Below are 22,722 nucleotides of genomic sequence, written 5' to 3' on the forward strand. Positions count from 1 at the left end.
GCGCCGTCGTGGTCGGGTAGAATGCTCGGCCTATTCATATCACCGTAGCCCTTCCCATGCCTCAGACTTCTGCCCACCACGTCTCCATTATCGGCGGTGGCCCCGCCGGGCTGATGGCCGCCGAAGTCTTGAGCCAGGCGGGCGTGCGCGTGGACCTGTACGACAGCATGCCATCGGTGGGGCGCAAGTTCCTGCTGGCAGGCGTGGGCGGCATGAATATCACCCACTCCGAAGCCTACCCGGCGTTCCTGTCGCGCTATGCCGAACGCGCCCCGCACATGGCACCGCTACTGCGCAGCTTTGGCGCCGAGACGTTGTGCGAATGGATTCATGGCCTGGGCATTCAAACTTTTGTCGGCACCTCTGGCCGCGTATTTCCTACCGATATGAAAGCCGCGCCCCTGTTGCGCGCTTGGCTCAAGCGCCTGCGGGAGCAAGGTGTGGTTATCCACACCCGGCATCGTTGGACGGGTTGGAATGCCGAGGGCGATTTACTTATCCACAGCCCGGAGGGCGAAAAAGTTGTCCACAGCGACGCCGTGCTACTGGCCCTGGGCGGCGGCAGTTGGTCGCGCCTGGGCTCCGACGGTGCGTGGCTTAACCTGTTTGAAGGCAAAGGCCTGCCCTATGTGCGGCTGCAACCGAGCAACTGCGGGTTTGAAGTGTCGGCATGGAGCGAGTTGATGGTCAGCAAATTCGCGGGCGCACCGTTGAAAAACGTCGCCATTGGCTTGGCAGACGACAAACCTCGGCTGGGCGAGTGTGTGATCACTGCCACCGGTATTGAAGGCAGCTTGATCTACGCCTTGTCAGCGCCGATTCGCGAAGCGATCAACCGCGACGGTGCGGCCACGGTGCATATCGATTTGCTGCCCAGCAAGCCGTTGGACAAGGTGCAGGCCGCATTGGCCAAGCCCCGTGGCTCGCGGTCGATGAGCAAGCATTTGCACAGTCAGTTGGGATTGGATGGCGTGAAGGCGGCGTTATTGCGCGAGCTGACGCCCGCTGAACACTTCACCGATCCGGCGCAATTGGCGGTGGATATCAAAGCGTTGCCGCTGACGCTGGTGAGGACGCGGCCGATGGATGAGGCGATCAGCACGGCCGGTGGTGTGCCGTTTGAAGCGCTGGATGAGCGGTTGATGCTCAAGCCATTGCCTGGGGTGTTCTGTGCGGGGGAAATGCTCGATTGGGAAGCGCCGACCGGTGGGTATTTGCTGACCGGCTGTTTTGCCAGTGGCCGGGCGGCTGGGCTGGGGATGTTGGAATGGCTTAACCGCTGAGCGCTGCGGTGGACTTAAGGCCGCCATCGCAGGCAAGCCAGCTCCCACCTTTGACTGTGTTCACAATTCAAAAGGTGGGAGCTGGCTTGCCTGCGATGAGGCCATCAGCCACAGCGCAAAATCACTTCTTCTTACGCGGCCCGGTATTAAACACCGGCACCTTGCGCACCGGCTTGATCGAAGGCTCAGCTGGGGCCACTTCCCCACTGTCCACCCACTTGCCCAGGTTGCGCTTGCCGCCACCGCCAGAGGCCTTAGGCTTCTTCGGCTTTTTCGGTTTCTTCACCACCTGCCCGCTGGCATCGGTATCCGGCACGCGGTGCTCGGGCTCGAAGTCCGGTTCCATTTTGCGCGTGAGGGTCTGGCGGGTCAGCATCTCGATGGCCGAGAGCATGTTCACCTCATCGGCACACACCAGGGAAATCGCCTCACCAGTGTTGCCCGCACGCCCGGTACGGCCAATGCGGTGGATGTAGTCTTCGGCCACGATCGGCAGGTCAAAGTTGACCACCAGCGGCAGGTCTTCGATATCCAAGCCACGGGCCGCTACATCAGTAGCCACCAGGATCTGCACGTCGCTGGCCTTGAAGCGGTCCAGTGCGCGTTGGCGGGTGGCTTGGGGTTTGTCGCCATGGATGCCGTCGGCGTTGATCCCCAGGCCCTGCAACTTGTCCACCAAGGCGTCTACGCCGTTGCGGGTCTTGGCGAACACCAGCACTTGCTTCCAACGGCCCTTGCGCATCAGGTGCACAAACAGTTCCGGCTTGCGCTTCTTGTCCACCGGCACCACCCACTGCTTGACGGTGTTGGCGGCGACGTTGCGCGGGCTGACTTCGATGCTCAGCGGGTCGTTGAGCATTTGCCCGGCCAGCAGGCGGATGTCATCGGAGAAGGTCGCGGAAAACAGCAGGGTCTGGCGCTTTTTCGGCAACATGCGATAGATGTTCGCCAGTTCTTCGGAGAAGCCTAGGTCGAGCATACGGTCGGCTTCATCCAGCACCAGGGTTTGCAGCTGGTTGAGCTTCAGCGCGTTCTGGCGGAACAGGTCGATCAGGCGGCCAGGGGTGGCGACCAGAATGTCCACACCCTTGCGCAGCTTCATCATCTGCGGGTTGATGCTCACGCCGCCGTACACCGCGTAAGTGGTCAGCGGCAGATGTTGGGCGTACTCGGCAACGCTGGCGTGTACTTGCTCGGCCAGTTCGCGAGTCGGGCACAGGATCAGCGCACGCGCCGAGTTGGCGGCGACTTTCGGCCCTTCCATGGTCAACAGTTGCAGCAGCGGCAAAGCGAAACCTGCGGTCTTGCCGGTGCCGGTCTGGGCCGCGGCCATCAGGTCGCGACCGGCCAGCACGGCCGGAATGGCTTGGGCCTGCACCGGCGTCGGGGTCTGGTAGCCAAGCGTCTCAAGGGCGCGCAGCAAGGGTTCGATCAGGCCAAGGGTGGCGAAAGTCATGTAGTTACCGTAGGAAAAATTCAGCGCAAGGGCGTAATGCGCGGCAGTTTACCTTATTTCGGGTTTGGGCTTGCGCCATTGGGGCAGGCTGATCAGCAACACCGCGCTGATGATCACCAGCATTGCCAGGGCTTCTTCCAGGCCGATGCTCTCACCCACGAACACAATCCCCAGCAACACGGCCACTGCCGGGTTTACGTAGGCATAACTGGTCGCCGCCGCCGGGCGGACGTGCTTGAGCAAGTACATATAAGCGTTGAAAGCAATGATCGAGCCGAACACCGTGAGGTACGCCAGGGCCAGCCAGCCTTCCAGCGGCGGCATGGCCTGCAGGTGCTCGCCAGACAATGCGCTGACGATCAGCAGCGCCACGCCAGCCACGAGCATTTCCGCGGCGCTGGCCATGGCGCCTTGGGGCAGCGGCAAGTGGCGGCTCCACACCGAGCCGAAGGCCCAGGACGCCGCCGCCATCAACAGCAACACCGCGCCCAGTGGGCTCGACTGCAAGGTGCTGCCCATGTTGAGCATGGCGATGCCGATGATCCCCAGCAGCACCCCGGCCCATTCCAGCCGTGTATTACGTGCGCCCCAGAAAAACCCACACAGCAAGGTAAACAGCGGCACCGTCGCCACCGCCAGCGCGGCCACGCCGGATGACACGCCCATATGTTCGGCCACACTCACGCCACCATTGCCCACGGTGAGCAGCAAAATGCCGATCATCCCGGCCGCCTTCCACTGCGGCCAGGTCGGCGCCGGCACCCCGCGCCACCTGAGAAAGCCGTACATCAACGCGCCCGCCGTGCAAAACCGAATGCCCGCCAGCAACAACGGCGGCCAGTACTCCACGCCAATGCGGATCACCAGGTAGGTGGAACCCCAGATCACATACAACGCAAAAAAGGCGGCGATCAACGGTAAGGGAAAGCGACGTGGGCCAGGCATTGGGCGGCTCTATGGCAGGAAATGGGAGACTTATTCTAGAAACGAAGGTGGATAAACTTAAGTTACAAAACCTGTTTAAAACGCCAATACACTTCTCAAACCATGGTTATCAAGGCTATAAACCGTGCTTTCGAAAGCGATGCGCAACCGGAGCCTTATCATGGACAAATACGACCGCATGCTCCTCAGCGCCCTGCTTGCAGATGGCCGCGCTTCCTACGCGCAACTGGCACGCACCGTAAACCTCTCCGCCCCCGCCGTGGCCGAACGCGTGGCCAAGCTTGAGGCCAGCGGCGTGATCACCGGGTACCAGGCCAAGGTGGATTTATCCAAAGTGGGTTTGCCGATTCAATGCGTGATCGAGTTGCGGCTGACCAACCATGGCAGCCAAAAGGTGTACGACGCCCTGGCGGAAATACCCGAACTGACCGAATGCCACCGCGTCACCGGCGACCCCTGCGTGATCATGCAAGCGGCGGTGGGCTCGATGCCCGAGCTGGAAAACCTGATTAATCGGGTAGCGAAGTTCGGCTTCAGCAAGACCTCGATTATTTTGTCCAGCGCCATAGAGCGGCGGGTGCCGTTGGGGCAGTTGGAAGCCAATGGGAAAAATGCTGGCTGACCTGCCCAAGCGACGCGGTCAACTGTGGGAGCTGGCTTGCCTGCGATGGCGCCAGTGGCCTCACCGGTTGCCCGCCGCCCCCCCTGTAGGAGCGAGCTTGCTCGCGAAAAACCCGAGGGCGCCGCGTGCATTCAGGACGCCAGCGTCACCGTTGGCGTTCTTCGCGAGCAAGCTCGCTCCTACAAAGGGCTCGATCTGCGCTGGACGATCAGATCGACTATCTGCTTGATGGTCGTGATGTGATCCCAATCCTCCTGCGTCGCTTGCAACTTGAACTGCCACTTGATCTGCATGACAAAGCACGTCAGGTCGTCATCAATGATGTCGAAGTCATGGATGAAATCGGTTTGCTCCGTCACATCGCTTCGGTCGATAAAGCCGATGATATCGACGAATAGCTGGATCACTTTTTCGCTGATGTCGGCTCTGGTCAGATGATCCTTCACTTTTAGCCCTCTCTCCAAAACCCCGTCCGATAAGCCTGCCACTATTGGCCAGCAAGACCCATCCCGATCAATTGCAGGACGTTTCCGAGCAGCATTTCAAGCCTTGCTCCATCAGAACGCGACCGCTAATCTGCCACGCGTCATCGACCCTTCGGTGACCGGAAGTGCAAGCCGAAATTGACGGAAGGAGAGCGTTAAAGATCCCGGAGATTCAACATGGTCAAAGCAACCTCTGCTTCAACTGAAAACAAAACCGACTTCCTCAGCGAAGACGCCCTGCTCCACCGTCGTGCCATCGACTACTACCTCAAGGCATCCGCCCCGGATGCGCCGATCTTTATCCTGAATGACAACCTGAGCTTCGAAGACGCCCTGGCCCATGCGGCGGAGTTGTTGCATTGCGCGGTGGAGACGGCCCACGCCTCGGGTGAGGTGATGAAGGCGCCGCAGCGGGCGGTGATGCATTTGGTGGAGATGGCGAAGGGGGTGGTGGACCAGGCGCTGGAGTGCGCACAGCCTCGATAGGCCACGCATAACCCCATGTGGGAGCGGGCTTGCCCGCGATAGCGAAGGGTCAGGCAATAAATGTCTGGCTGATACACCGCTATCGCAGGCAAGCCAGCTCCCACATTGGAACTTCAGTGTTCTTGAGAGGGGTGGCTGGATCAGAACCCGCGATGTTTTGCTCGCGAAGGCGGTGTGTCAGTCAACTTATTTAGCGACTTGCTGATCGTTCCCACGCTCTGCGTGGGAATGCCGCCCTGGACGCTCTGCGTCCGCACTTAAAGTCGTGACGCGGAGCGTCACCAGATGCATGCCCACGCGGAGCGTGGGGACGATCAGCGCCAGGCCTTAAAACCCGCGATGTTTCTTCAGGTGTTCATTGATCTTCGCCGCCGGCACTTTCTGCAAGGTGCACAACAGGTCATGGGACAGTTCACGCAGGCCGTGAGTCTGGCGCAGTTCCTGGGCCAGGTGCGCCGTGAGGTTGGCGGCCATTTCCGCGTCCGCCAGCGCCCGGTGAGCCTGGCCGGTGTGGGGCAGTTTGGCGTAGGCGTTGAGGGTGCCGAGCTTGTGGTTGGGCGCCGCCGGCATGAGGCGGCGGGCCAGGAGCAGGGAGCAGGCGAATTTCTGCAGGCGGGTGCGGCGGATCAGGCCGAGCTCAAAGTCCCAGAACTTCTGGTCGAACGCGGCGTTGTGCGCCATCAAGGGCGTGGTGCCGACGAACTCATTGACCTCGTTCATCACCCGCTCAGCCGGTGGCGCGCTGCGCAGCATGGCGTTGCTGATGCCGGTGAGCTGTTCGATAAACGCCGGTATGCGCACGCCAGCGTTCATCAGGCTCTGGTAGCGGTCCACGATTTGCCCGCGCTCAAGGATGACCACGCCAATCTCCGTGGCCCGGCAGTGGCTGCTGGGGGTGATGCCGGTGGTTTCAAAGTCGATGACCGCTATGCGTTCCAAACCTGTTCCTACTCCGTTCAACGATCTATTTGAGCAACAACGCGCCTTCGATCGGCACATAGTGACTGGCGGCGCGTATCAATGAGTTGGCCGTCAGCCCCGGCACGCCGTAGGCCACGGCCCGCACGCCATGCTTGTGGATGATGCGCTCGAGCAGCATGTCGAAATCACCGTCACCGGAGGCCAGCACGACTTCGTCGACATGATCGGCGGCGTCCATGATGTCCAGCGTGATGCCCACGTCCCAGTCGCCCTTGGCCGAGCCATCGCTGCGCTGGATATACGGCTTGAGTTTTACCGTAAAGCCCAGGTTGCGCAGGATCTGCTGGAATTGCTGCTGCTTGCTGTCGCCGCGGTCGATGGCATAGGCGTACGCCTCGACAATCTGCCCGCGCGCGCTGATGTCAGCCCACAGGGCGGCGTAGTTGAAGTGGCAACCATAGGCCTGGCGCACGGTGTAGTAGAGGTTTTGCACATCGGCGAACACTGCAATTTTTTTCACCGCACTTCCTCATGGACAGCCAGGCGCCAGCGCCCGGAAAGGGCGCCAGTATGCCAGCCAAGGGAGTGTTTCCGGGAAAAAATCAGACCGGAGCGCCGCAGCGTTCCGGTCTGCGTGGGTCAGACGAAAGAATCGTCGTCGCCAAAGGATGAGGAATCGTCCGAATAATCGCTGTCGGTGTTATCACTGCCCCAGCGGTCATTACCGGCGAACTGCTGGTCGTCGTTGCCCCAGTTGCCTTGATCGCTGGCCGGTGCCGGTTGTTCGATGATCTCTTCCACCACCTGGGGCTGCGAGTTGTGATGGAACAGGCTGCTGATCCCTTCGGCCAGCAACACACCACCGGCCACACCAGCGGCGGTCTTCATGGCGCCACCGAGGAAACCACTGCCGGCTGGTGCAGCGACCGGTGCTTGCGGCGGCTGGTAGTTCTGCTGCGGCGCCGGCTGGCCAAAAGCGGGCCGCGCCGGCTCACGCCAGCCGCCACCTGAGTTGCTCGGCGCAGGCTGTGGGTCACGGGAGCTGCCGCCAAAGATGCTCGACAGGAACCCACCACCGCTGGCCGGCGCAGGTTGCGTGGCCTTGGCCCGTTGCAGCTCGTCCTGCAATTGCTGGATCTGCTGGGCCTGTTGCTTGTTCTGCGCGTCGAGGCTCTGCAGCGCATGTTCCTGCACCAGAATCGACTGGGTCATGTAGTAGCCGACGGCGGGTTGACGAGCCATATGCTCCTTGATCCGCGCTTCGGCCTGGGCGTCGCGGGGGGCTGAGTCCGTTTCGGCTTGTTGCAACCGTGAAAACAGTCCATCGATCAGGGTTTGCTCTTCGCTGTTCATGGCGACCTCGTAGATTGCCGATAAAAAATTCTCGTCCCGCCTGTGATCAGGCCAGGGGCGTTTCAGTTATGGGGATGTTACGAGTTGTTTCAATGGTCTTTACTCAAGGTTTACGTTTGCGCCCCTTTGAGCCTGATCGGTTAAAGTGTCGCCCTCTGCTTCCAGGCCTGTGATGACCCTGATGAATCCGTTAGACGTTTTGCGCGACTCCTTCCGCTTTACCCAGCGCAACCTGGGCGCCATCGTCCAGCTGTGCCTGCCGTTGGTGATCCTCGAAGCCTTGCTGCAACAGGTGCTGGACCACGCGCTGGGCCCGGATGCGTTTCCCGGCTACAGCGTGGTCGTGGGTTTGTTGGTGTACCCGCTGTACACCGGCGCCCTGATCCTGTTTCTCGACGCCCGCACCCGGGGCGAGTCGCCGCGCACCAAGGACGTGTGGGCCATGGCCTTGAGCCTGTGGCCGCGTTTTGCCCTGCTGACGGCCATGAGCACCTTGCTGATTCTGCTGGGGCTGTCGCTGTATTTCCTGCCGGGCTTGTGGCTGATGGTGGTGTTGGCGTTTGCCGAATACCTGCTGGTATTGCGCGGCATGCCGGCGTTGGCGGCGATGAAAGAAAGCCTGCGCCTGACCCGTGGGCATTTCTGGCGCATCCTGGTGTGCCTGCTGTGCGTGATGACGCCGCTGTGGCTGCTCAAGGGCGCCAGCGTGGCGGCGTACCCTGAGCCGGCGCCGTTGCTGGGGCTGCTGATGGACAGCGCCCACAGCTTCCTGCAACTGTTCACCAGCGTGGTGTTGTTCCGTTTATTCATGCTGATCGGTGGCGACGCCGACGTGCGGTGATATGCTCCGTGGCTCTTCTGACACGCATATAAGCCGAGCCGATGACCCGTTTATTGCGCATCACCCTGTTGAGCCTGTTGATCATCGCCGGCCTGCTGGCCGCGCTGATCTACAGCCTGACCTGGCGCCCTGCCGACAAAGAGACCCTGCCCGTCAGCTGCGTGGCACCCCGCGCGCCGACGTTGTTGCCGGGGCAGGCGCTCAAGGTCATGACCTGGAACGTGCAATACCTGGCGGGCAAGAACTACGTGTTCTGGTACGACACCCCGGACGGCAGCGGCCCGGACGATCGCCCCACCGTCGAAGACATGGCGTTCAGCCTCGACGAAGTGGCGCGGGTGATTCGCGACGAACAGCCTGACGTCCTGCTGTTGCAGGAAGTCGACGAAGGCGCCAAGCCTTCCCACTATCAGGACCAGCTTGCGCTGTTGCAGGAGCGCCTGGTGGATCTGTACCCGTGCAGCACTCAGGCGTTCGACTGGAAGGCCGACTTTGTGCCCAGCCTGCCTATCTTCGGCAGCGTCGGGCGCAAGCTGGCGACACTCAGCCGCTACCAGATCGAGCACGCCGAACGCCTGCAACTGCCGGCCGCCGAAGCCAACTTCATCAGCCGCCAGTTCCAGCCTAAACCTGCGTTGCTGCTGACTTACCTGCCCTTGAGCGATGGCGGCCAACTGGCCGTGCTCAATACACGCCTGGACGGCGGCGCACCTGGCCGCTCGGCCGCGCAACAACAGGTGCAAGCCACAGCCAAACTGCTGGATAAATTCGAAGGCCGGGGCACGCCCTGGTTGATCGGCGGGGATTTCAACCTGCTGCCACTGGGCCAATACCTGCGCCTGGACGCCGCTAAGCGCGGGCAGTATTCGCCGGACAGCGAGTTGCACCTGCTGTGGGACAAGTACCCGATGATCCCGCGCAATAGCGAATCCAGCGGGGTTGATCGCGAAAAATGGCTGACGCACTTCCCCAACGACCCAAGCCTGGACGGGCCGGATCGCACCTTGGATTACCTGTTCTACAGCCCGCGCATCAAGCGGGTAGAGGCAAAGGTGAGGCAGGAAGACACGTTGCGCATCTCCAACCATTTGCCGGTCATTGCCCGTTTCCTGCTGCCTGCCGCGCAATGAGCGTTGACACGCCCGCTCCCACCTATTGGATCTTTGTCGTTAGGGTTTGCGAGGCTTGATCCGGGCCGTCGCTTCGGCCACCAACGGGTCATCTGGCCAGTAATGCTTGGGGTAGCGCCCTTTCAAATCCTTCTTCACCTCGGCGTAGGTACTGCGCCAGAAGTTCGCCAAATCCTGCGTGACCTGCACCGGCCGCCGCGCCGGGGACAGCAGGTGCAGCTTCACGGCCAGGCGCCCGCCGGCAATGCGCGGGGTGTCTGCCAGCCCGAACAATTCCTGCAAGCGCACCGCCAAAATCGGCGGCTGTTCGCTGTAGTCCAGGCGCACCGATGACCCCGACGGCACTTTCACGTGCTGAGGCGCCAGTTCGTCCAGGCGTTGGGGCAAGGGCCAGGGCAGCAGGTTATGCAGGTAGCTGGAGATATCCAGGTTGGCGAAATGGCTGAGGCGCGAGACCTTGCCCAGGTAAGGCATCAGCCAATGCTCCAGGCTGGCGAGCAGGGCCTTGTCGCTGAGGTCGGGCCACTCGCTGGTGTTGCCCGCATCCAGTTGGCGCAGCAACATCACACGGGCTTGCCATTGGCGCAGTTCCGGGGTCCAGGGCAGCAGTTCCAGGCCTTTGCGGCGCACCAGGTTGACCAGCGCCTGGCTGCGGGCGGACTCGTCGAGACCGGTCAAGGGTTCACGGCTGAGTACCAACTCGCCGACTTTACGCTGGCGCTCGGCGCGCAAGACGCCTTCGCGCTCGTCCCAGTCGAGTTGGTCGACGTTGCGCACTTGCTCGGCCAGCACCGTGTCGAACAGCGCCGGATCAAAATCCGCCGCCAGGTAGATGCGTTCTTCGCGCTGGCCCTGGCGGCTGCCCAGGTCGGCGATCACCAGCCAGGGTTGTTTCATCAGGCTGTCGGCTTCGGCAAACAGCGCCGCTCGGCCATTGGCCAGACGGTATTCAGCGCCACCGGGGCGGCGTTGCTGGGCGACGCGGTCTGGGTAGGCCAGTGCCAGCAAGGCGCCGAGCCAGCGCGGGTGGTCCGGGTTGTCCACCGGCTGGGTCGCCTTGCCGCGCAGGTAGCCACGGTATTGCCGGGCCAGTTGCTTGGCGCGCTGCACGCCACCTTGAGTGCCGCGCGCACGCTCTTCTCCGGACATCAGCGCCAGGCGGCTGTGCAAATCGGCACCGCCGCCGCGCAAGATGTCGCGCTCGCCTAACAGGGCTGCCACGTCACAGGCGGTGGCGGCGAGACCCAGGTCCTGGCCACGCAATAACAGATGGGCGATACGCGGGTGAGCCGGCAACTCCGCCATCTTCTGGCCATGGGCGGTGAGGTTTTCTTCGCTCAATGCACCGAGGCGTTGCAACAGGTCCTGAGCCTGGGCATACGCGGCCGTGGGTGGTACGTCCAGCCACACCAATTGGTTGGGCGTCACACCCCAACGCGCCAGTTGCAAGGCCAGCCCTGCCAGGTCGGCGGCGAGGATTTCCGCACTGCCATAAGCGGCCAGACCGTCGTGCTGGTCTTCAGACCACAACCGGTAACACACCCCCGGCTCCAACCGCCCTGCTCGGCCGGCGCGCTGGGTGGCGCTGGCGCGGGAGATGCGCTGGGTGTCGAGGCGGGTCATGCCGCTGCCGGGGTCGAAACGCGGCACCCGTGCCAACCCAGCGTCGATCACCACACGCACGCCGTTGATGGTCAGGCTGGTCTCGGCGATGTTGGTGGCCAGCACCACTTTGCGCTTGCCGGCCGGCGCCGGGTCGATGGCGGCGCGCTGGGCATTGAGGTCCAGCTCACCGTGCAACGGGCATAGCAGCACATCAGGGCGATCACCCAAGGCCTCGGCCAGTTGCTGGTTGACCCGGCGAATCTCCGCCTGCCCCGGCAGAAATACCAGCACACTGCCGGTCTCGTCATGCAGGGCTTCGAGGACAGTCTGCACCACGCGCGGCTCGATAAACTCCCCAGCCTGGTACGGCCGGCCCCAGCGCATCTGCACCGGGAACATGCGCCCCTCACTGCGCAGGATCGGCGCATCATCCAGCAAGCCGGCCAGGCGTTCGCCTTCGAGGGTGGCGGACATCAGCAGGATCTTCAGCGGCTGCTCGTCGCGAAACAGCTCGCGACCGTTAAGGCTCAGGGCCAGCGCCAGGTCGGCGTCGAGACTGCGCTCGTGGAACTCGTCAAAGATCAACAGGCCCACGCCATCCAGCGCCGGGTCGTCCTGCAGGCGGCGGGTGAGGATACCTTCGGTGACCACCTCGATGCGCGTATTAGGGCCGACTTTGCTGTCCAGGCGAATGCGGTAGCCCACGGTCTCACCGACCTTTTCGCCCAGCTCACTGGCCAGCCGCTCGGCAGCAGCACGGGCAGCCAGGCGCCGGGGTTCGAGCATCAGGATGGTTTGCCCGGCAAGCCACGGCTCATGCAACAAGGCCAAGGGCACGCGGGTGGTTTTACCGGCGCCGGGGGGCGCTTCCAGCACGGCTTCATGGCGATGCGCCAAGGCGTCACGCAGGGCGGGTAAAACATCATCGATCGGCAACGAATTCATACTGGCTCCAAAGCAGAGCGGCGAGTATAACGGCGAACTGCCGAGTGCCGATGCGGGTCTCAAAAACAGCCACTCTTGGGACTGGGAATGCAGTCAAAGGTGGGAGCTGGCTTGCCTGCGATAGCGGTATGACAGTTGCCACTGTATTCCCCGAGCCGACGCTATCGCAGGCAAGCCAGCTCCCACATGAGTTCATCGGCGCCTGGCCGATCTGGCTTATAGTCACCCTTAAATCTGTTCAGGAGACTTTTTCATGCGTATCGCTTCCCGTGTCATCGGCGGTGTCCTCGCCGTTACCCTGCTGAGCCAACTTACCGCCTGCGGCTCGATTTTCTACCCCGACCGCCGTGGCCAGATCGACGGCAAGATCGACCCGACCATCGCGGTACTCGATGCCCTCGGCCTGTTGTTTTATGTGATCCCCGGCCTGATCGCCTTCGGTGTCGACTTTGCCACGGGCGCCATTTACTTCGAACCGGGCAAGACCGCCCAGGTCGCCCCCGAGAAACTGCACGAAGCCATCGGCGCCGACGGCAAGGTCGATAACGCCAAGCTGCAAAGCATCATCCAGAAGGAAACCGGCCGCACTTTGCCGCTGGATGACCCGCGCCTGATCCAGTTCAAGGGCAGCGTGCAGCAACTGGCGGCCCTGGGCCTGCAGCCTGCCGCGTAAGGGCTGCCCATGACCAGCAGCCCCGAACACGCCAGGCTCTTGCGCCTGGCCACCCGCGCCTCGGTGGGCGTGGCCTGTGTGCTGATTGTGACCAAGGCCATCGCCTGGTGGCTCAGCGGCTCGGTGAGCATGCTCGCCGGGTTGACCGACTCACTGCTCGACGGCGTGACGTCGCTGTTGAACTTGCTGGCGGTGCATTACGCCCTGCGCCCGGCCGATGACGATCACCGCTATGGGCATGGCAAGGCGGAGTCACTGGCGGGAATGGCGCAGGCCTTGTTTATCGCCGGCAGTGCAGTGCTGATTGCGCTGCAGGCGTATGAACGGCTCAAGCATCCGGAGCCGGTCGGCGCACCGTGGTTGAGTATCGGCGTGATTATTTTGTCCCTGGCGCTTACCGTAGCCCTACTGATGCTGCAACACCGCGTGGTGCGCGAGACCGGCTCCAACGCGGTGCGTGCCGACTCGCTGCATTACCGCTCAGACTTGCTGCTCAATGGCAGCATCCTGATTGCGCTGGTGTTGGCAGGCTTTGGCTTTCATCAGGTCGACGCCTGGTTCGGCCTGGGAATCGCCGCCTACATTCTGTGGAGCGCGATCCAGATCGCCCGGGAAAGCTTTGCCGTGCTGATGGATGAAGAGTTACCGCCGGACGTCAGCCAGCACATGCTGGAACTGGCCCGGGGCGTGCCCGGCGTACTGGGTGCCCACGACTTGCGCACGCGGGTTTCCGGTAACCACTGGTTTGTGCAGTTGCACCTGGAGTTACCGGGGGAATTGACGCTGTCGGTGGCACACGGCATCAGCGACCAGGCCGCCGATGCCATTCACCGGGAATACCCGAAAGCCGAAGTGCTGGTGCACGCCGACCCACGGGAAGTGGTCACCGGCAGCAAGGCCTAGTACTGCACCTGATACCCGCGACTGCCCAGGCAGTTGCCCTGGGCCTGGCGGTAGGTTTGCACCACCGCTGGGTCCGGGGCGTAGGTGACGGTGCGCGGGTCGAAGCCGCTCTGCTGCACCGCCCAGCGATAACAGTCGTAGCCGTCCTGCTGGACCTGGGCCGGGGATTGGCCATTGGCCGGGTAAGCCACTACGTCATAGCCGTTGCCTTGAGGCGCCGGCGGGGGTGATGGCACCTGCGTCGGCGGCTGCACCACCACGTATTGCTGGGTGCTTTGCTCATAGGCGTAATACGCGCCAGCGGCGAGGAACAACAGCGAGCCGCCTACCCACACTTCACGCGCGTAGTCCGGCAGGTAATGCACGCGGATGCCGTAGGGCGGCGTCACCACCACGTAGCGCGGACCTTGGGGGCGATACCAGTAGCCACCGGAGAAAAAGTAGTCCTGGCCACGGTAAGGCACGCGGTAATTGCGGTCGGGAAAACGGTCGATGACATAACCAGGGGGATGTTGCGGGCCAGGGCCCCAGCCGTTGCCATGCCCGTCGGGGCGGCCTGGCCAGCGGTTATCACCGGGGCGATCGTTACCCGGACGCGAGCCAGGGCCGCCGGCCTCCCAATGCCGATTGTCATCGGGACGTCTGGGAATATCACGGTAATAACCCTGGCGCGGCTCCTGAGTCTGACGCACGGTATCGGGCCGGCCCTGGATCGGCAGGTTATGCTCCGGCCGCGGCCCACCTTCGGGGCCCCGTTCATGCTGCCCCTGCGGCCCATGCCCCGGGCCCGGTGAGTTATCGCGTTCGTCGGCCATCGCCTGGGAGCCGACGCTGACCACCAGCAAACCAACACCTGCCATACGCCAGATGCGCTTCATGCTTTTCCTCACTGCGGATTGGGGCTTGATCATGAGACTGGAAAAGCCTCGCCCGGTTCTGAGACAGGTTATCAGTCACGAGAACTATTTTCTGAAGGCAAAACGCACACAAAGAAAAAGGGGTGACCCGTCGGCCACCCCTTGAGAATTTCGTCCTGGCTCAACGCTTTTGACGTTGGCTCACCTCACGCCGTCTTGTGGACAGTGTGCAGCCTGGAGGCCGGCTCAACCCTGCTGGGGCGGCGGCCGCAACGGGCCTGATTGGGCGCGTTGCTGTGGACTGTTGTCCAGGCGGTGATTCTGTTGGTAATCATAGGCGTGCCGGGCGGGCAGAGGATTGCGAAGATTGCGTCAATAAACAGTGCTTGCGCAATTTTTAACCCTTCATGGATAATTCACCGCAATAGTTACGACAAAGGCCAACCCAATGAGCAAGCTTGACCGATACGACCTGAGTATTCTGGCGGAATTGCAGCGCGACGCGAGGATCTCCAACCAGGAGCTGGCCGAGCGCATCGGCCTGTCGCCTTCGCCCTGCTCACGCCGGGTCAAGCAGTTGGAAGACGACGGCTACATCGCCCGCCAGGTCGCCCTGCTCGACCGCAAGATGCTCGGCCTGAGCCTCACGGCTTATGTATTGATCGGCATGGACCGTCACACGCCGGAACGCTTCGAAAACTTCGAAGCCGCCATCCGCACCCTGCCGCAAGTGCTGGAGTGCAGTTTGGTGACCGGCATGGATGCGGACTATCAGTTGAAGGTGGTAGTGCCGGACATGGACCATTATCAGAAGCTGCTGTTGGGCCACCTGACGCGGATTGAAGGCGTGACCAGCGTGCGCTCCAGCTTTGTGCTCAATCAGGTATTGAACAGCACCGAACTGCCCCTGACCCACCTGCGCACCTGAAAACCACGATGTCCAACTGTAGGAGCGAGCTTGCTCGCGAAAAACGTTAACGATAACGCCTGCCTTCTGAATGAACGCGGCGCCTGTGAGTTTTTCGCGAGCAAGCTCGCTCCCACAATGGCATCAGGCCCCCCACAGTTTGACCGTGCAGGACTCAGGTCAATGTTGCTGGTGTGACGCTGCCGTATACTGCTCGCTTGTCTTGTCGGAAGAGCCCCATGAACAACATCGATCCCGCCCTGTTTGAAGAATGGATGATGACTGGCCTGGTCAGCATCCTGATCATTTTCATGGGCTTTATCGTCTGGGACCTGGCGAAGAAATCCAAGGCCGGGCGCTTTGGTTCGTTCATCCTGTTTTTCGTGCTGGGGCTGGGCGTGGCGGCGTTCATCATCAAGAGCGTGGTGATCGGCCTGATTGAATCCGGCGCCTTATAAGCGCGCCGGCACCGCCTTCCACTGGCCTTGATCCAGGCCGTCGATCGACCACTCACCAATACGCACGCGCACCAGGCGCAGGGTCGGCAAGCCTACTGCCGCGGTCATGCGCCGTACCTGGCGGTTACGCCCTTCGCGAATCACCAGTTCCAGCCAGTGGGTGGGCACGCTTTTACGAAAACGTACCGGCGGGTTGCGCGGCCATAATGCCGGTTCATCCAGTTGCCGTGCCTCGGCCGGCAAGGTCATGCCGTCGTTGAGCTCCACGCCGTCACGCAGGCGTTGCAGTTGCTCTTCGGTGGGCTCGCCTTCTACCTGCACCCAGTAGGTTTTCGCCAGTTTGTGCTTGGGGTCGGCAATCCGCGCTTGTAGCTGACCATCATTGGTCAACAGCAGCAGGCCCTCGCTGTCCCGGTCCAAGCGCCCTGCCGGGTAAATACCGGGAATATCAATAAAATCCTTGAGCGTCGCACGCCCGCCTTCGTCGCTGAACTGGGTCAGCACGTCGAAAGGTTTATTGAACAGGATCAACTTCGGCTCGGCCGGTGGCGCCTTGGCAACGCGGCGAGCGGCAGAGTGCGGAGGTTTCACGCCAGGGCGGCGTGAATCGGGACGGCTGGGACGGGACATGGCAAAGGAACATCTAACGGTCAGGACCGACAATGCTAGTGGCCTGACCGCTAAATGACCATCCCAACCGCTTAGCGGAACGGCGGCTCGTCGAAGCTGCGCAGTTTGCGCGAGTGCAAGGAGTTGAGTTCGGTGCGCAACAGGTCGACCGCTTCGATGCCGATCTTCAAGTGCTGGCTGACCGCACGCTCATAGAACGCGTTGGCCGAGCCCGGCAGCTTGATCTCGCTGTGCAAGGGTTTGTCCGATACGCACAACAAGGTGCCGTAAGGCACGCGCAAACGGTAACCCTGGGCAGCGATGGTGCCGCTTTCCATGTCCACGGCCACGGCGCGGGACAGGTTGATCAGCGGCCGCTCCTGAGCCCAGCGCAGCTCCCAGTTCCGGTCGTCATAGGTCAGCACCGTACCGGTGCGCAGGCGTTTTTTCAGCTCTTCGCCTTTTTCGCCAGTGACCTTGGCCGCCGCCTGCTGAAGCGCCAACTGCACTTCGGCCAGGGCCGGGATCGGGATGTTCGGTGGTACCACGCGGTCGAGAATCCCGTCGCGGCGCATATAGGCGTGGGCCAGTACGTAGTCGCCGATGGTCTGGGATTGGCGCAGGCCGCCACAGTGGCCGATCATCAGCCAGCAATGCGGGCGCAATACAGCCAGGTGGTCGGTAATGTTCTTGGCGTTGGACGGGCCCACGCCGATGTTCACCAGGGTCACGCCGTGGCCATCAGTGGCTTGCAGGTGATACGCCGGCATCTGGTAGCGGTGCCACACCACGCCGGCGGCAATGGCCGAGGCTTCGCCGTGGTCCATGCTCTTGTCGATCACCACGTTGCCGGGCAGCACCATGCGGATGAACCGCGGGTCGCTGCGCAGTTGTTCCAGGCCATGCAGGATGAACTGGTCCACGTAGCGGTGGTAGTTGGTCAGCAGGATCCACGGCTGCACATGGCGCCAGTCGCTTCCGGTGTAATGCACCAGGCGACGCAGGGAAAAGTCCACGCGGGCGGCATCGAACAGGGCCAGGGGCAGCGGGTCGGTGTTTTCCCAGTCGTACAGGCCATCGGCAATGCCATCGGTGGCGGCAGACAGGTCGGTACTGGGGAACACGCGAGCCAGGGTCGCGGCAGTGACGCCGGAGCCGGCCAGTTCATCGCCCTGCTCCACCACATAGGGGTACGGGATGTTCTGCTGGCTGACGCCCACTTCCACCGTGACGGTGAAGTCGTGCATCAGCGGCACCAGTTGCTCCAGCAGGTACTTACGGAACGCAGCCGGGTGGGTCACGGTGACGCTGTAGGTACCCGGCAGTTGCACCTTGGCATACGCCCGAGTGGTTTGTGGGACTTCACCGTGGCAGTGGTAGGTCAGGCGCAGTTCCGGGTAGCGAAACAATGCGCGCTGCGCGGCGTCGGGCTCGACGCGGTCCTTGAGGTATTGCTTGAGCGCCTGGTTGAGCGCGCCAGTGGCACGCTCATGCAGCGCCGCCAGCCGGTCCACGGCTTCTTCGGCGGTTTTAACGACAACAAAAGCTTCGGTCACGGTAAGCATCCTGTGTTCTGACTTGCAGGCCTTTATCTTGCCTGTATCCAAGCGTCACCGAAACCACAGGATTGGAATGCGGTAAATAATGTGGGAGCGGGCTTGCTCGCGAATGCGGTGTATCAGTTACCTATTCAGTTACTGACCCCCCGCATTCGCGAGCAAGCCCGCTCCCACATTTGGATTGTGTTTATTCAGAGCGATTGCGGGGTTGAGCGGGCGACAATTGCTTCCACGTCGACGCCACGCGGCAAGGTGCCATATACGCGCCCCGACGATTCACCCAGCCGGCTGGCAATAAACCCATCGCTGACCGCCGCATTACCCGCCTCCAACAGCAACTTGGCCTGCAACGCCAGGGCAATGTCCTCGGTCAGTTGCCGCGCCCGATACTGGATGTCCTGGGTGTCCATGAACGCTGCCTTCAACTGCTCGATATGCCGCGCCAACTGTTTGTGGCCGTGGCCATCGCCCAGTTCGACAAACAGCACCTCAAGCACACCGGGCTCTTTGGACAGTGCACGCAATACGTCCAGGCACTGCACATTGCCGGAACCTTCCCACGTCGAATTCACCGGTGCCTCGCGGTAAAGGCGCGGCAGGATGCTGTCCTCCACATACCCGGCACCGCCCATGCATTCGGCGGCTTCGTTGATCATCGCGGGTGCGCGCTTGCAGATCCAGTATTTGCCCACGGCCGTGACCAGCCGGGCAAATTTGGCTTCATGCGCATCATCGAGATGATCCAGGGCGCGGCCCATGCGCAGGCTCAAGGCCAGGGCCGCTTCGCTTTCCAGGGCCAGGTCGGCCAGCACGTTCTGCATCAGCGGCTGCTCGCTGAGCACGCGGCCACCCACCTGGCGATGGGCGCAGTGATGGCTGGCCTGGGTCAGCGCCTGGCGCATCAAGGCGCTGGAGCCGACCATGCAATCGAAACGGGTCATGGCGACCATTTCGATGATGGTTGGAACGCCGCGGCCTTCTTCACCAACCATCCACGCCAGGGCGCCGCGAAATTCCACTTCGCTGGAGGCGTTGGAGCAATTGCCGAGTTTGTTCTTCAAGCGCTGGATGTAGAACTCGTTGCGCGTGTCATCCGGGCGGTGCCGGGGCAGCAGGAAACAGGTCAGGCCCTTGTCGGTCTGGGCCAAGGTCAGAAAGCCATCGCACATCGGCGCCGAACAGAACCATTTATGCCCCACCAGCTCGTAGGCCTGGCCGGGGCCGCCCGCGCCCACGGGGTAAGCGCGGGTGGTGTTGGCGCGCACGTCGGTGCCGCCCTGCTTCTCGGTCATGGCCATGCCGATAGTGGCGCCGGCCTTGTGGGCGATGCCGACATTGCGTGGGTCGTACTGGGTATTGAGGATCTTCGGCAGCCAGAGGTCCGCCAACTCCGGTTGCAGGCGCAGGGCCGGGACGCAGGCGAAGGTCATGGTCAGCGGGCAACCGCTACCGGCTTCGGCCTGGCTGTGCAGGTAGGTCATCGCCGCACGCGCCACATGCGCGCCGGCCTGCGGATGGGCCCACGGCAACGACGGCAGGCCATGTTCGACGGCGGTGCGCATCAGTTCGTGATAAGCCGGGTGAAACTCCACCAGGTCGATGCGATGGCCATAACGGTCGTGGCTGCTGAACACCGGCTTGTTCTGGTTGGCCAGGAATCCGGCTGCCATCAACGGCCCACCCGCGAGCGCGCCGTAGGCATCCATGCGCGACTCGGCCCAGCTAGCGCCAAAGCGGCGCGACCATTCCTGCAAAGGCAAGTCGGTGCGATACAGGTTGGTGCCGTCCAGGGACGGTGGCTGGTTGGTGACGTCGTGGGTTTCGGCAAACTGATGCAGGTTCATGACGGGCCTCCTGGAAAAAAGGCCACGTCGATATGGAGCTGTTTGTAGGAGCGAGCTTGCTCGCGAAAAACCTGAGCGCAACGCGCTAACCCAGGAGGGGCGCGTTATCGTTGAGGTTCTTCGCGAGCAAGCTCGCTCCTACAAAAAAACACAGATCGATTGAGGCCGGTTTTTTCAGTTAAGCACTGCCACTGCGCTTAAAAAAGTGGCATACGCGCCGAATGTTCGGCGCTTTCACCCTCATCCGCGCACAGCACGCTGCGCTCAAGCGCCGCCTGCAAGGCATCGAAACGCACCGGCTTGGCCAGCCGATCCGTCATACCAATACCATGGCAGCGCTCACGCTCCGGGCCATTGGGCGAAGTGCTCAGGGCGATCACCGGCAATTCACCGCAGCCGGGCAATGCGCGAATCTGGCAGCACAACGAGAAACCACCCTCTGGCACATCCAGCAGCACGGCGTCGAAGCTGTGCCCTTGCAATGCAGCGAGGGCTGCCGGGCCGCTGTCCACGGTTTTAACCCGGTAACCGAGCTTGAGCAACATGCCACGCACCGCCAGTTGGCCCACGCTGTTGTCGTCCACCAGCAGCACCGTGCATTCCTGAGGCGCACGCTGTGCAGGCAGCGTTTGCGTGGCGGGCGTGATCTGCTGCGGCACCGAGACGTCCACTTCCAACTGGAAGCGGCTGCCTTTACGGGGTTCCGAATGGTGGGTCAGACGCCCGCCCAGCAGTTCGATCAACTGCCGGCAGATCGCCAGGCCAATGCCCAGGCCGCCGTACTCACGCGTCATCGAACCATCGAGCTGGAAGAAACGCTGATACAGCGTGGCCTCATCGAGAAAGGCGAAGCCGATACCGGTGTCGGTGACGATAAAGCTCAGGTGCAAGGCGCCATCCCCTTGTGGCACGCCCACCACCCGCAAGCGAACCGCGCCGACGTGGGTGAATTTGAAGGCGTTATCGAGCAGGCAATCCAGGCACTGGAGGAGTTTGTCGGCATCGCCGATCAGCCGATCCGGCACCTCATCGGCTATATCAATGGAGAACGCCAGGCCCTTGCTCTGGGCGCTGCCGGTGAACTGCTGGCGCAAGGTGTCGAGCGTGCCGCGCAGGCTGAACACTTGCGGCTGGGCCACCAGGCGACCGGCCTGCAACTCGGTGAGGGTGAGAATGCCGTTGACCATGCGCATCATGTCCCGCGCCGAGCCGGCGGCGGTTTGCTGGTACTGCGTCATGTCATCGTCCAATGACACGGTTTGCATCAGCTCCAACGAGCCGATCACACCGTTCATCGGCGTGCGCAGTTCGTGGGTCAGGGTGGCGAGAAATTCGTCTTTGAGGCGGTTGCTGCGGGCCAGTTGCTGGTTGAGCGCTTCGAGTTTCTGGCTGGCATCGAGCAGAATCTGTGCCTGCTGTTCGCGCATGCCGTTGATGCGGTCGGCCAGGGCCAGGGACAACAGCGCCACTTCAATGGCCGAGCCGAGCTGGCTGGCGTACATGGTCAGGAACACGTTAGGCAGGTAACCCAGCACCATCAGGGTATTGACCACCCCGCCGAGCAGGAAGGCCGACCAGGCGATGATGAAATAACGCGCCATGCGCTGCCCGCAGTACCAGGCTTTGATGGCCGCCACGAAGATGGTCACGGTAAACACCAGCGCCAGCGCAGTGGCCAGGCGCAGAGCCACGGCGTAGCTGGTCAACAACGCCAGTGCCATCACCAACCCACCACAGGCCGCCAGCGCCAGCAGGATGCGGTTGAGCCAGCGGCTGTGCTGCGCGGTGTGCAGGAAGCTGCGCGCGAACAGGCTGCCGAACAAGGACGCCGAGCCGATCAGGAAGGGCACCGCGGCATTCGCCCACCACGGGTTGTTCGGCCAGAAGTACTCCACCGCCACACCATTGACCGACAGCTGATACAAGCCGAACGAGGCGATATAGAGGATGTAATAGAGGTAGCTGGTGTCGCGCACGCTCAGGTAGATGAACAGGTTGTAGATCAGCATGCCCAGCAACACACCGTAGATGGCCCCGAGCACGTACAAGCGCAGCGGCTGCTCCTCCATGTAGGCGGTGCCGGCCCACAATGTCAGCGGTGCCTGGATCGAGCCTTGGCTTTGCAAGCGCAGGTAGACGGTTTGTTGCTGATCGGGCAAGAAGCTGAGTTTGAACAGGTAGTTGCTCTGGCTCACCTCACGGCTGGAAAACGGCAACGCGCTGCCGGTTCGGGCGGTGAGGCGGTAATTCCCGGTGCCGTCGTCCTGGTAAAGGTCCAGGCGATTGAGCGGCGGGTAGGCCAGTTCCAGAAACCAGCTGCGTGGTGCGCGGGGATCTGTGGCGGTGTAGTGCAGGTTGACCTTCAGCCAGAACACCGAGCGTGAATAGCCGGCATTGAGGGTGCCTTTGTCATGGGTCTTGAACTGGGCGGCATAGGCGGGAGAGCTGACATCGGCGATGGTCAGGGCATCGGTTGGGTCTTCGAGCACTTGCATGACCCGGCCCAACGGGAGGCTTCGCGTGTTCTGGTTGAACTCGACGGCGCTGGCGAGCATCGGCAGCCCGCACAATAAAAAAATCAGCAAATAGCGCATAGAGCCCCAGCGTAGCCTGGTCCGGTTGTGTCAAAAGCCCCCCATTCCTTTTGAGAAGACGTACACCGGCGATACAGTAAGTTGTTTGGATGCACTTTAGCATAGCCAGTAAAAGCCATTAGCCACTGTCGGAACTTTTTTTAGAACGGCTCTAGGGCAATGCTTTCAGACCACTTCCATTGCGGTTTTCAGCCACGCAAAGCGACACCGCAGCGGCAAACTTCTGCCATTGCCATACAGCCACGC

Annotated in this window: 21 protein-coding genes; 9 read left to right on the plus strand and 12 right to left on the minus strand. The window is 62.2% G+C overall.

What is annotated here, in order from left to right:
• Positions 1–56 precede the first annotated feature (56 nt).
• On the plus strand, positions 57–1,283 hold the full coding sequence (locus tag N2A98_RS23225) for a TIGR03862 family flavoprotein (RefSeq protein WP_047711846.1): 1,227 nt from the start codon (positions 57–59) through the stop codon (positions 1,281–1,283).
• Positions 1,284–1,404: 121 nt separating this feature from the next.
• Here the strand turns inward: N2A98_RS23225 and N2A98_RS23230 are convergent, their stop codons facing one another.
• Positions 1,405–2,739: a DEAD/DEAH box helicase gene (locus N2A98_RS23230; RefSeq protein WP_019818046.1), complete on the minus strand. Its 1,335-nt coding sequence runs from the start codon at positions 2,737–2,739 to the stop codon at positions 1,405–1,407.
• Positions 2,740–2,787: 48 nt separating this feature from the next.
• Positions 2,788–3,684 carry a drug/metabolite exporter YedA gene (gene yedA, locus N2A98_RS23235; RefSeq protein ID WP_003194388.1) on the minus strand — a complete coding sequence of 299 codons (897 nt, stop codon included), beginning with the start codon at positions 3,682–3,684 and terminating at the stop codon, positions 2,788–2,790.
• 160 nt (positions 3,685–3,844) lie between these two features.
• On the opposite strand from yedA, the gene N2A98_RS23240 reads away from it, so the two are divergent.
• The gene (locus N2A98_RS23240; RefSeq protein ID WP_275622702.1) at positions 3,845–4,306 is read left to right on the plus strand and encodes an Lrp/AsnC family transcriptional regulator; all 462 of its coding nucleotides are present in this window, start codon (positions 3,845–3,847) and stop codon (positions 4,304–4,306) included.
• A gap of 179 nt (positions 4,307–4,485) precedes the next feature.
• Here N2A98_RS23240 and N2A98_RS23245 read toward each other — a convergent pair whose 3' ends face one another.
• On the minus strand, positions 4,486–4,752 hold the full coding sequence (locus N2A98_RS23245; protein WP_275622703.1) for an acyl carrier protein: 267 nt from the start codon (positions 4,750–4,752) through the stop codon (positions 4,486–4,488).
• A gap of 216 nt (positions 4,753–4,968) precedes the next feature.
• On the opposite strand from N2A98_RS23245, the gene N2A98_RS23250 reads away from it, so the two are divergent.
• Positions 4,969–5,277 (plus strand): DUF3077 domain-containing protein, encoded by a 309-nt coding sequence (locus N2A98_RS23250; RefSeq protein WP_275622704.1) that lies wholly within the window; start codon positions 4,969–4,971, stop codon positions 5,275–5,277.
• 327 nt (positions 5,278–5,604) lie between these two features.
• Here the strand turns inward: N2A98_RS23250 and N2A98_RS23255 are convergent, their stop codons facing one another.
• The 3 genes from N2A98_RS23255 to N2A98_RS23265 form a co-directional block, all read right to left on the minus strand.
• A complete protein-coding gene (locus N2A98_RS23255) occupies positions 5,605–6,216 on the minus strand; it encodes a 3'-5' exonuclease (protein WP_003194395.1) in 612 nt (203 codons plus the stop codon).
• Positions 6,217–6,241: 25 nt separating this feature from the next.
• The gene (locus tag N2A98_RS23260; RefSeq protein ID WP_003194396.1) at positions 6,242–6,718 is read right to left on the minus strand and encodes an NYN domain-containing protein; all 477 of its coding nucleotides are present in this window, start codon (positions 6,716–6,718) and stop codon (positions 6,242–6,244) included.
• Positions 6,719–6,837: 119 nt separating this feature from the next.
• Positions 6,838–7,551: a DUF2076 domain-containing protein gene (locus tag N2A98_RS23265; protein ID WP_044268915.1), complete on the minus strand. Its 714-nt coding sequence runs from the start codon at positions 7,549–7,551 to the stop codon at positions 6,838–6,840.
• Between the two features lie 181 nt (positions 7,552–7,732).
• Here N2A98_RS23265 and N2A98_RS23270 point away from each other — a divergent pair, with 181 nt between their 5' ends.
• Together N2A98_RS23270 and N2A98_RS23275 are read left to right on the plus strand one after the other, a co-directional pair.
• Positions 7,733–8,392 (plus strand): YciC family protein, encoded by a 660-nt coding sequence (locus N2A98_RS23270; RefSeq protein WP_275622705.1) that lies wholly within the window; start codon positions 7,733–7,735, stop codon positions 8,390–8,392.
• A 41-nt stretch (positions 8,393–8,433) separates the two neighbouring features.
• Complete coding sequence (locus N2A98_RS23275; RefSeq protein WP_047711849.1) at positions 8,434–9,522, plus strand: endonuclease/exonuclease/phosphatase family protein; 1,089 nt, start codon at positions 8,434–8,436, stop codon at positions 9,520–9,522.
• Between the two features lie 39 nt (positions 9,523–9,561).
• On the opposite strand, the gene hrpB is transcribed toward N2A98_RS23275, so the two are convergent.
• On the minus strand, positions 9,562–12,072 hold the full coding sequence (hrpB, locus tag N2A98_RS23280) for an ATP-dependent helicase HrpB (RefSeq protein WP_275622706.1): 2,511 nt from the start codon (positions 12,070–12,072) through the stop codon (positions 9,562–9,564).
• Between the two features lie 253 nt (positions 12,073–12,325).
• Here hrpB and N2A98_RS23285 point away from each other — a divergent pair, with 253 nt between their 5' ends.
• Both N2A98_RS23285 and N2A98_RS23290 read left to right on the plus strand, forming a co-directional pair.
• Complete coding sequence (locus N2A98_RS23285) at positions 12,326–12,745, plus strand: hypothetical protein (RefSeq protein WP_014720057.1); 420 nt, start codon at positions 12,326–12,328, stop codon at positions 12,743–12,745.
• Positions 12,746–12,754: 9 nt separating this feature from the next.
• Positions 12,755–13,648: a cation diffusion facilitator family transporter gene (locus N2A98_RS23290; protein WP_275622707.1), complete on the plus strand. Its 894-nt coding sequence runs from the start codon at positions 12,755–12,757 to the stop codon at positions 13,646–13,648.
• Here N2A98_RS23290 and N2A98_RS23295 read toward each other — a convergent pair.
• A complete protein-coding gene (locus N2A98_RS23295) occupies positions 13,645–14,526 on the minus strand; it encodes a DUF6515 family protein (protein ID WP_275622708.1) in 882 nt (293 codons plus the stop codon). The genes N2A98_RS23290 and N2A98_RS23295 overlap by 4 nt on opposite strands.
• Positions 14,527–14,953: 427 nt before the next feature.
• On the opposite strand from N2A98_RS23295, the gene N2A98_RS23300 reads away from it, so the two are divergent.
• The gene (locus N2A98_RS23300; RefSeq protein WP_003194418.1) at positions 14,954–15,433 is read left to right on the plus strand and encodes an Lrp/AsnC family transcriptional regulator; all 480 of its coding nucleotides are present in this window, start codon (positions 14,954–14,956) and stop codon (positions 15,431–15,433) included.
• Between the two features lie 227 nt (positions 15,434–15,660).
• Positions 15,661–15,870 (plus strand): DUF2788 domain-containing protein, encoded by a 210-nt coding sequence (locus N2A98_RS23305; protein WP_016773053.1) that lies wholly within the window; start codon positions 15,661–15,663, stop codon positions 15,868–15,870.
• Here the strand turns inward: N2A98_RS23305 and N2A98_RS23310 are convergent.
• From N2A98_RS23310 to N2A98_RS23325, 4 genes are all read right to left on the minus strand, one after another.
• Positions 15,865–16,500: a pseudouridine synthase gene (locus tag N2A98_RS23310; protein ID WP_032895181.1), complete on the minus strand. Its 636-nt coding sequence runs from the start codon at positions 16,498–16,500 to the stop codon at positions 15,865–15,867. The genes N2A98_RS23305 and N2A98_RS23310 overlap by 6 nt on opposite strands.
• Positions 16,501–16,571: 71 nt before the next feature.
• Positions 16,572–18,044: an AMP nucleosidase gene (amn, locus tag N2A98_RS23315; protein ID WP_153475217.1), complete on the minus strand. Its 1,473-nt coding sequence runs from the start codon at positions 18,042–18,044 to the stop codon at positions 16,572–16,574.
• Positions 18,045–18,229: 185 nt separating this feature from the next.
• Positions 18,230–19,882, minus strand: a complete 1,653-nt coding sequence (locus tag N2A98_RS23320) for an acyl-CoA dehydrogenase family protein (RefSeq protein WP_078803891.1) — start codon at positions 19,880–19,882, stop codon at positions 18,230–18,232.
• A gap of 197 nt (positions 19,883–20,079) precedes the next feature.
• Entirely contained in the window at positions 20,080–22,476 is a 2,397-nt protein-coding gene (locus tag N2A98_RS23325) for a hybrid sensor histidine kinase/response regulator (protein WP_275622709.1), read from the minus strand.
• Between the last annotated feature and the right edge of the window lie 246 nt (positions 22,477–22,722).

It is taken from the genome of Pseudomonas sp. FJ2-5-13 (assembly GCF_029201605.1).
Taxonomy (GTDB): domain Bacteria; phylum Pseudomonadota; class Gammaproteobacteria; order Pseudomonadales; family Pseudomonadaceae; genus Aquipseudomonas; species Aquipseudomonas lactis.

Coding starts and splice junctions, on each gene's coding strand:
- N2A98_RS23225 (WP_047711846.1), top strand. CDS start 57: ATGCCTCAGACTTCTGCCCACCACGTCTCCATTATCGGCGGTGGCCCC.
- N2A98_RS23230 (WP_019818046.1), bottom strand. CDS start 2,739: ATGACTTTCGCCACCCTTGGCCTGATCGAACCCTTGCTGCGCGCCCTT.
- yedA (WP_003194388.1), bottom strand. CDS start 3,684: ATGCCTGGCCCACGTCGCTTTCCCTTACCGTTGATCGCCGCCTTTTTT.
- N2A98_RS23240 (WP_275622702.1), top strand. CDS start 3,845: ATGGACAAATACGACCGCATGCTCCTCAGCGCCCTGCTTGCAGATGGC.
- N2A98_RS23250 (WP_275622704.1), top strand. CDS start 4,969: ATGGTCAAAGCAACCTCTGCTTCAACTGAAAACAAAACCGACTTCCTC.
- N2A98_RS23265 (WP_044268915.1), bottom strand. CDS start 7,551: ATGAACAGCGAAGAGCAAACCCTGATCGATGGACTGTTTTCACGGTTG.
- N2A98_RS23270 (WP_275622705.1), top strand. CDS start 7,733: ATGAATCCGTTAGACGTTTTGCGCGACTCCTTCCGCTTTACCCAGCGC.
- N2A98_RS23275 (WP_047711849.1), top strand. CDS start 8,434: ATGACCCGTTTATTGCGCATCACCCTGTTGAGCCTGTTGATCATCGCC.
- hrpB (WP_275622706.1), bottom strand. CDS start 12,072: ATGAATTCGTTGCCGATCGATGATGTTTTACCCGCCCTGCGTGACGCC.
- N2A98_RS23285 (WP_014720057.1), top strand. CDS start 12,326: ATGCGTATCGCTTCCCGTGTCATCGGCGGTGTCCTCGCCGTTACCCTG.
- N2A98_RS23290 (WP_275622707.1), top strand. CDS start 12,755: ATGACCAGCAGCCCCGAACACGCCAGGCTCTTGCGCCTGGCCACCCGC.
- N2A98_RS23295 (WP_275622708.1), bottom strand. CDS start 14,526: ATGAAGCGCATCTGGCGTATGGCAGGTGTTGGTTTGCTGGTGGTCAGC.
- N2A98_RS23300 (WP_003194418.1), top strand. CDS start 14,954: ATGAGCAAGCTTGACCGATACGACCTGAGTATTCTGGCGGAATTGCAG.
- N2A98_RS23310 (WP_032895181.1), bottom strand. CDS start 16,500: ATGTCCCGTCCCAGCCGTCCCGATTCACGCCGCCCTGGCGTGAAACCT.
- amn (WP_153475217.1), bottom strand. CDS start 18,044: ATGCTTACCGTGACCGAAGCTTTTGTTGTCGTTAAAACCGCCGAAGAA.
- N2A98_RS23320 (WP_078803891.1), bottom strand. CDS start 19,882: ATGAACCTGCATCAGTTTGCCGAAACCCACGACGTCACCAACCAGCCA.
- N2A98_RS23325 (WP_275622709.1), bottom strand. CDS start 22,476: ATGCGCTATTTGCTGATTTTTTTATTGTGCGGGCTGCCGATGCTCGCC.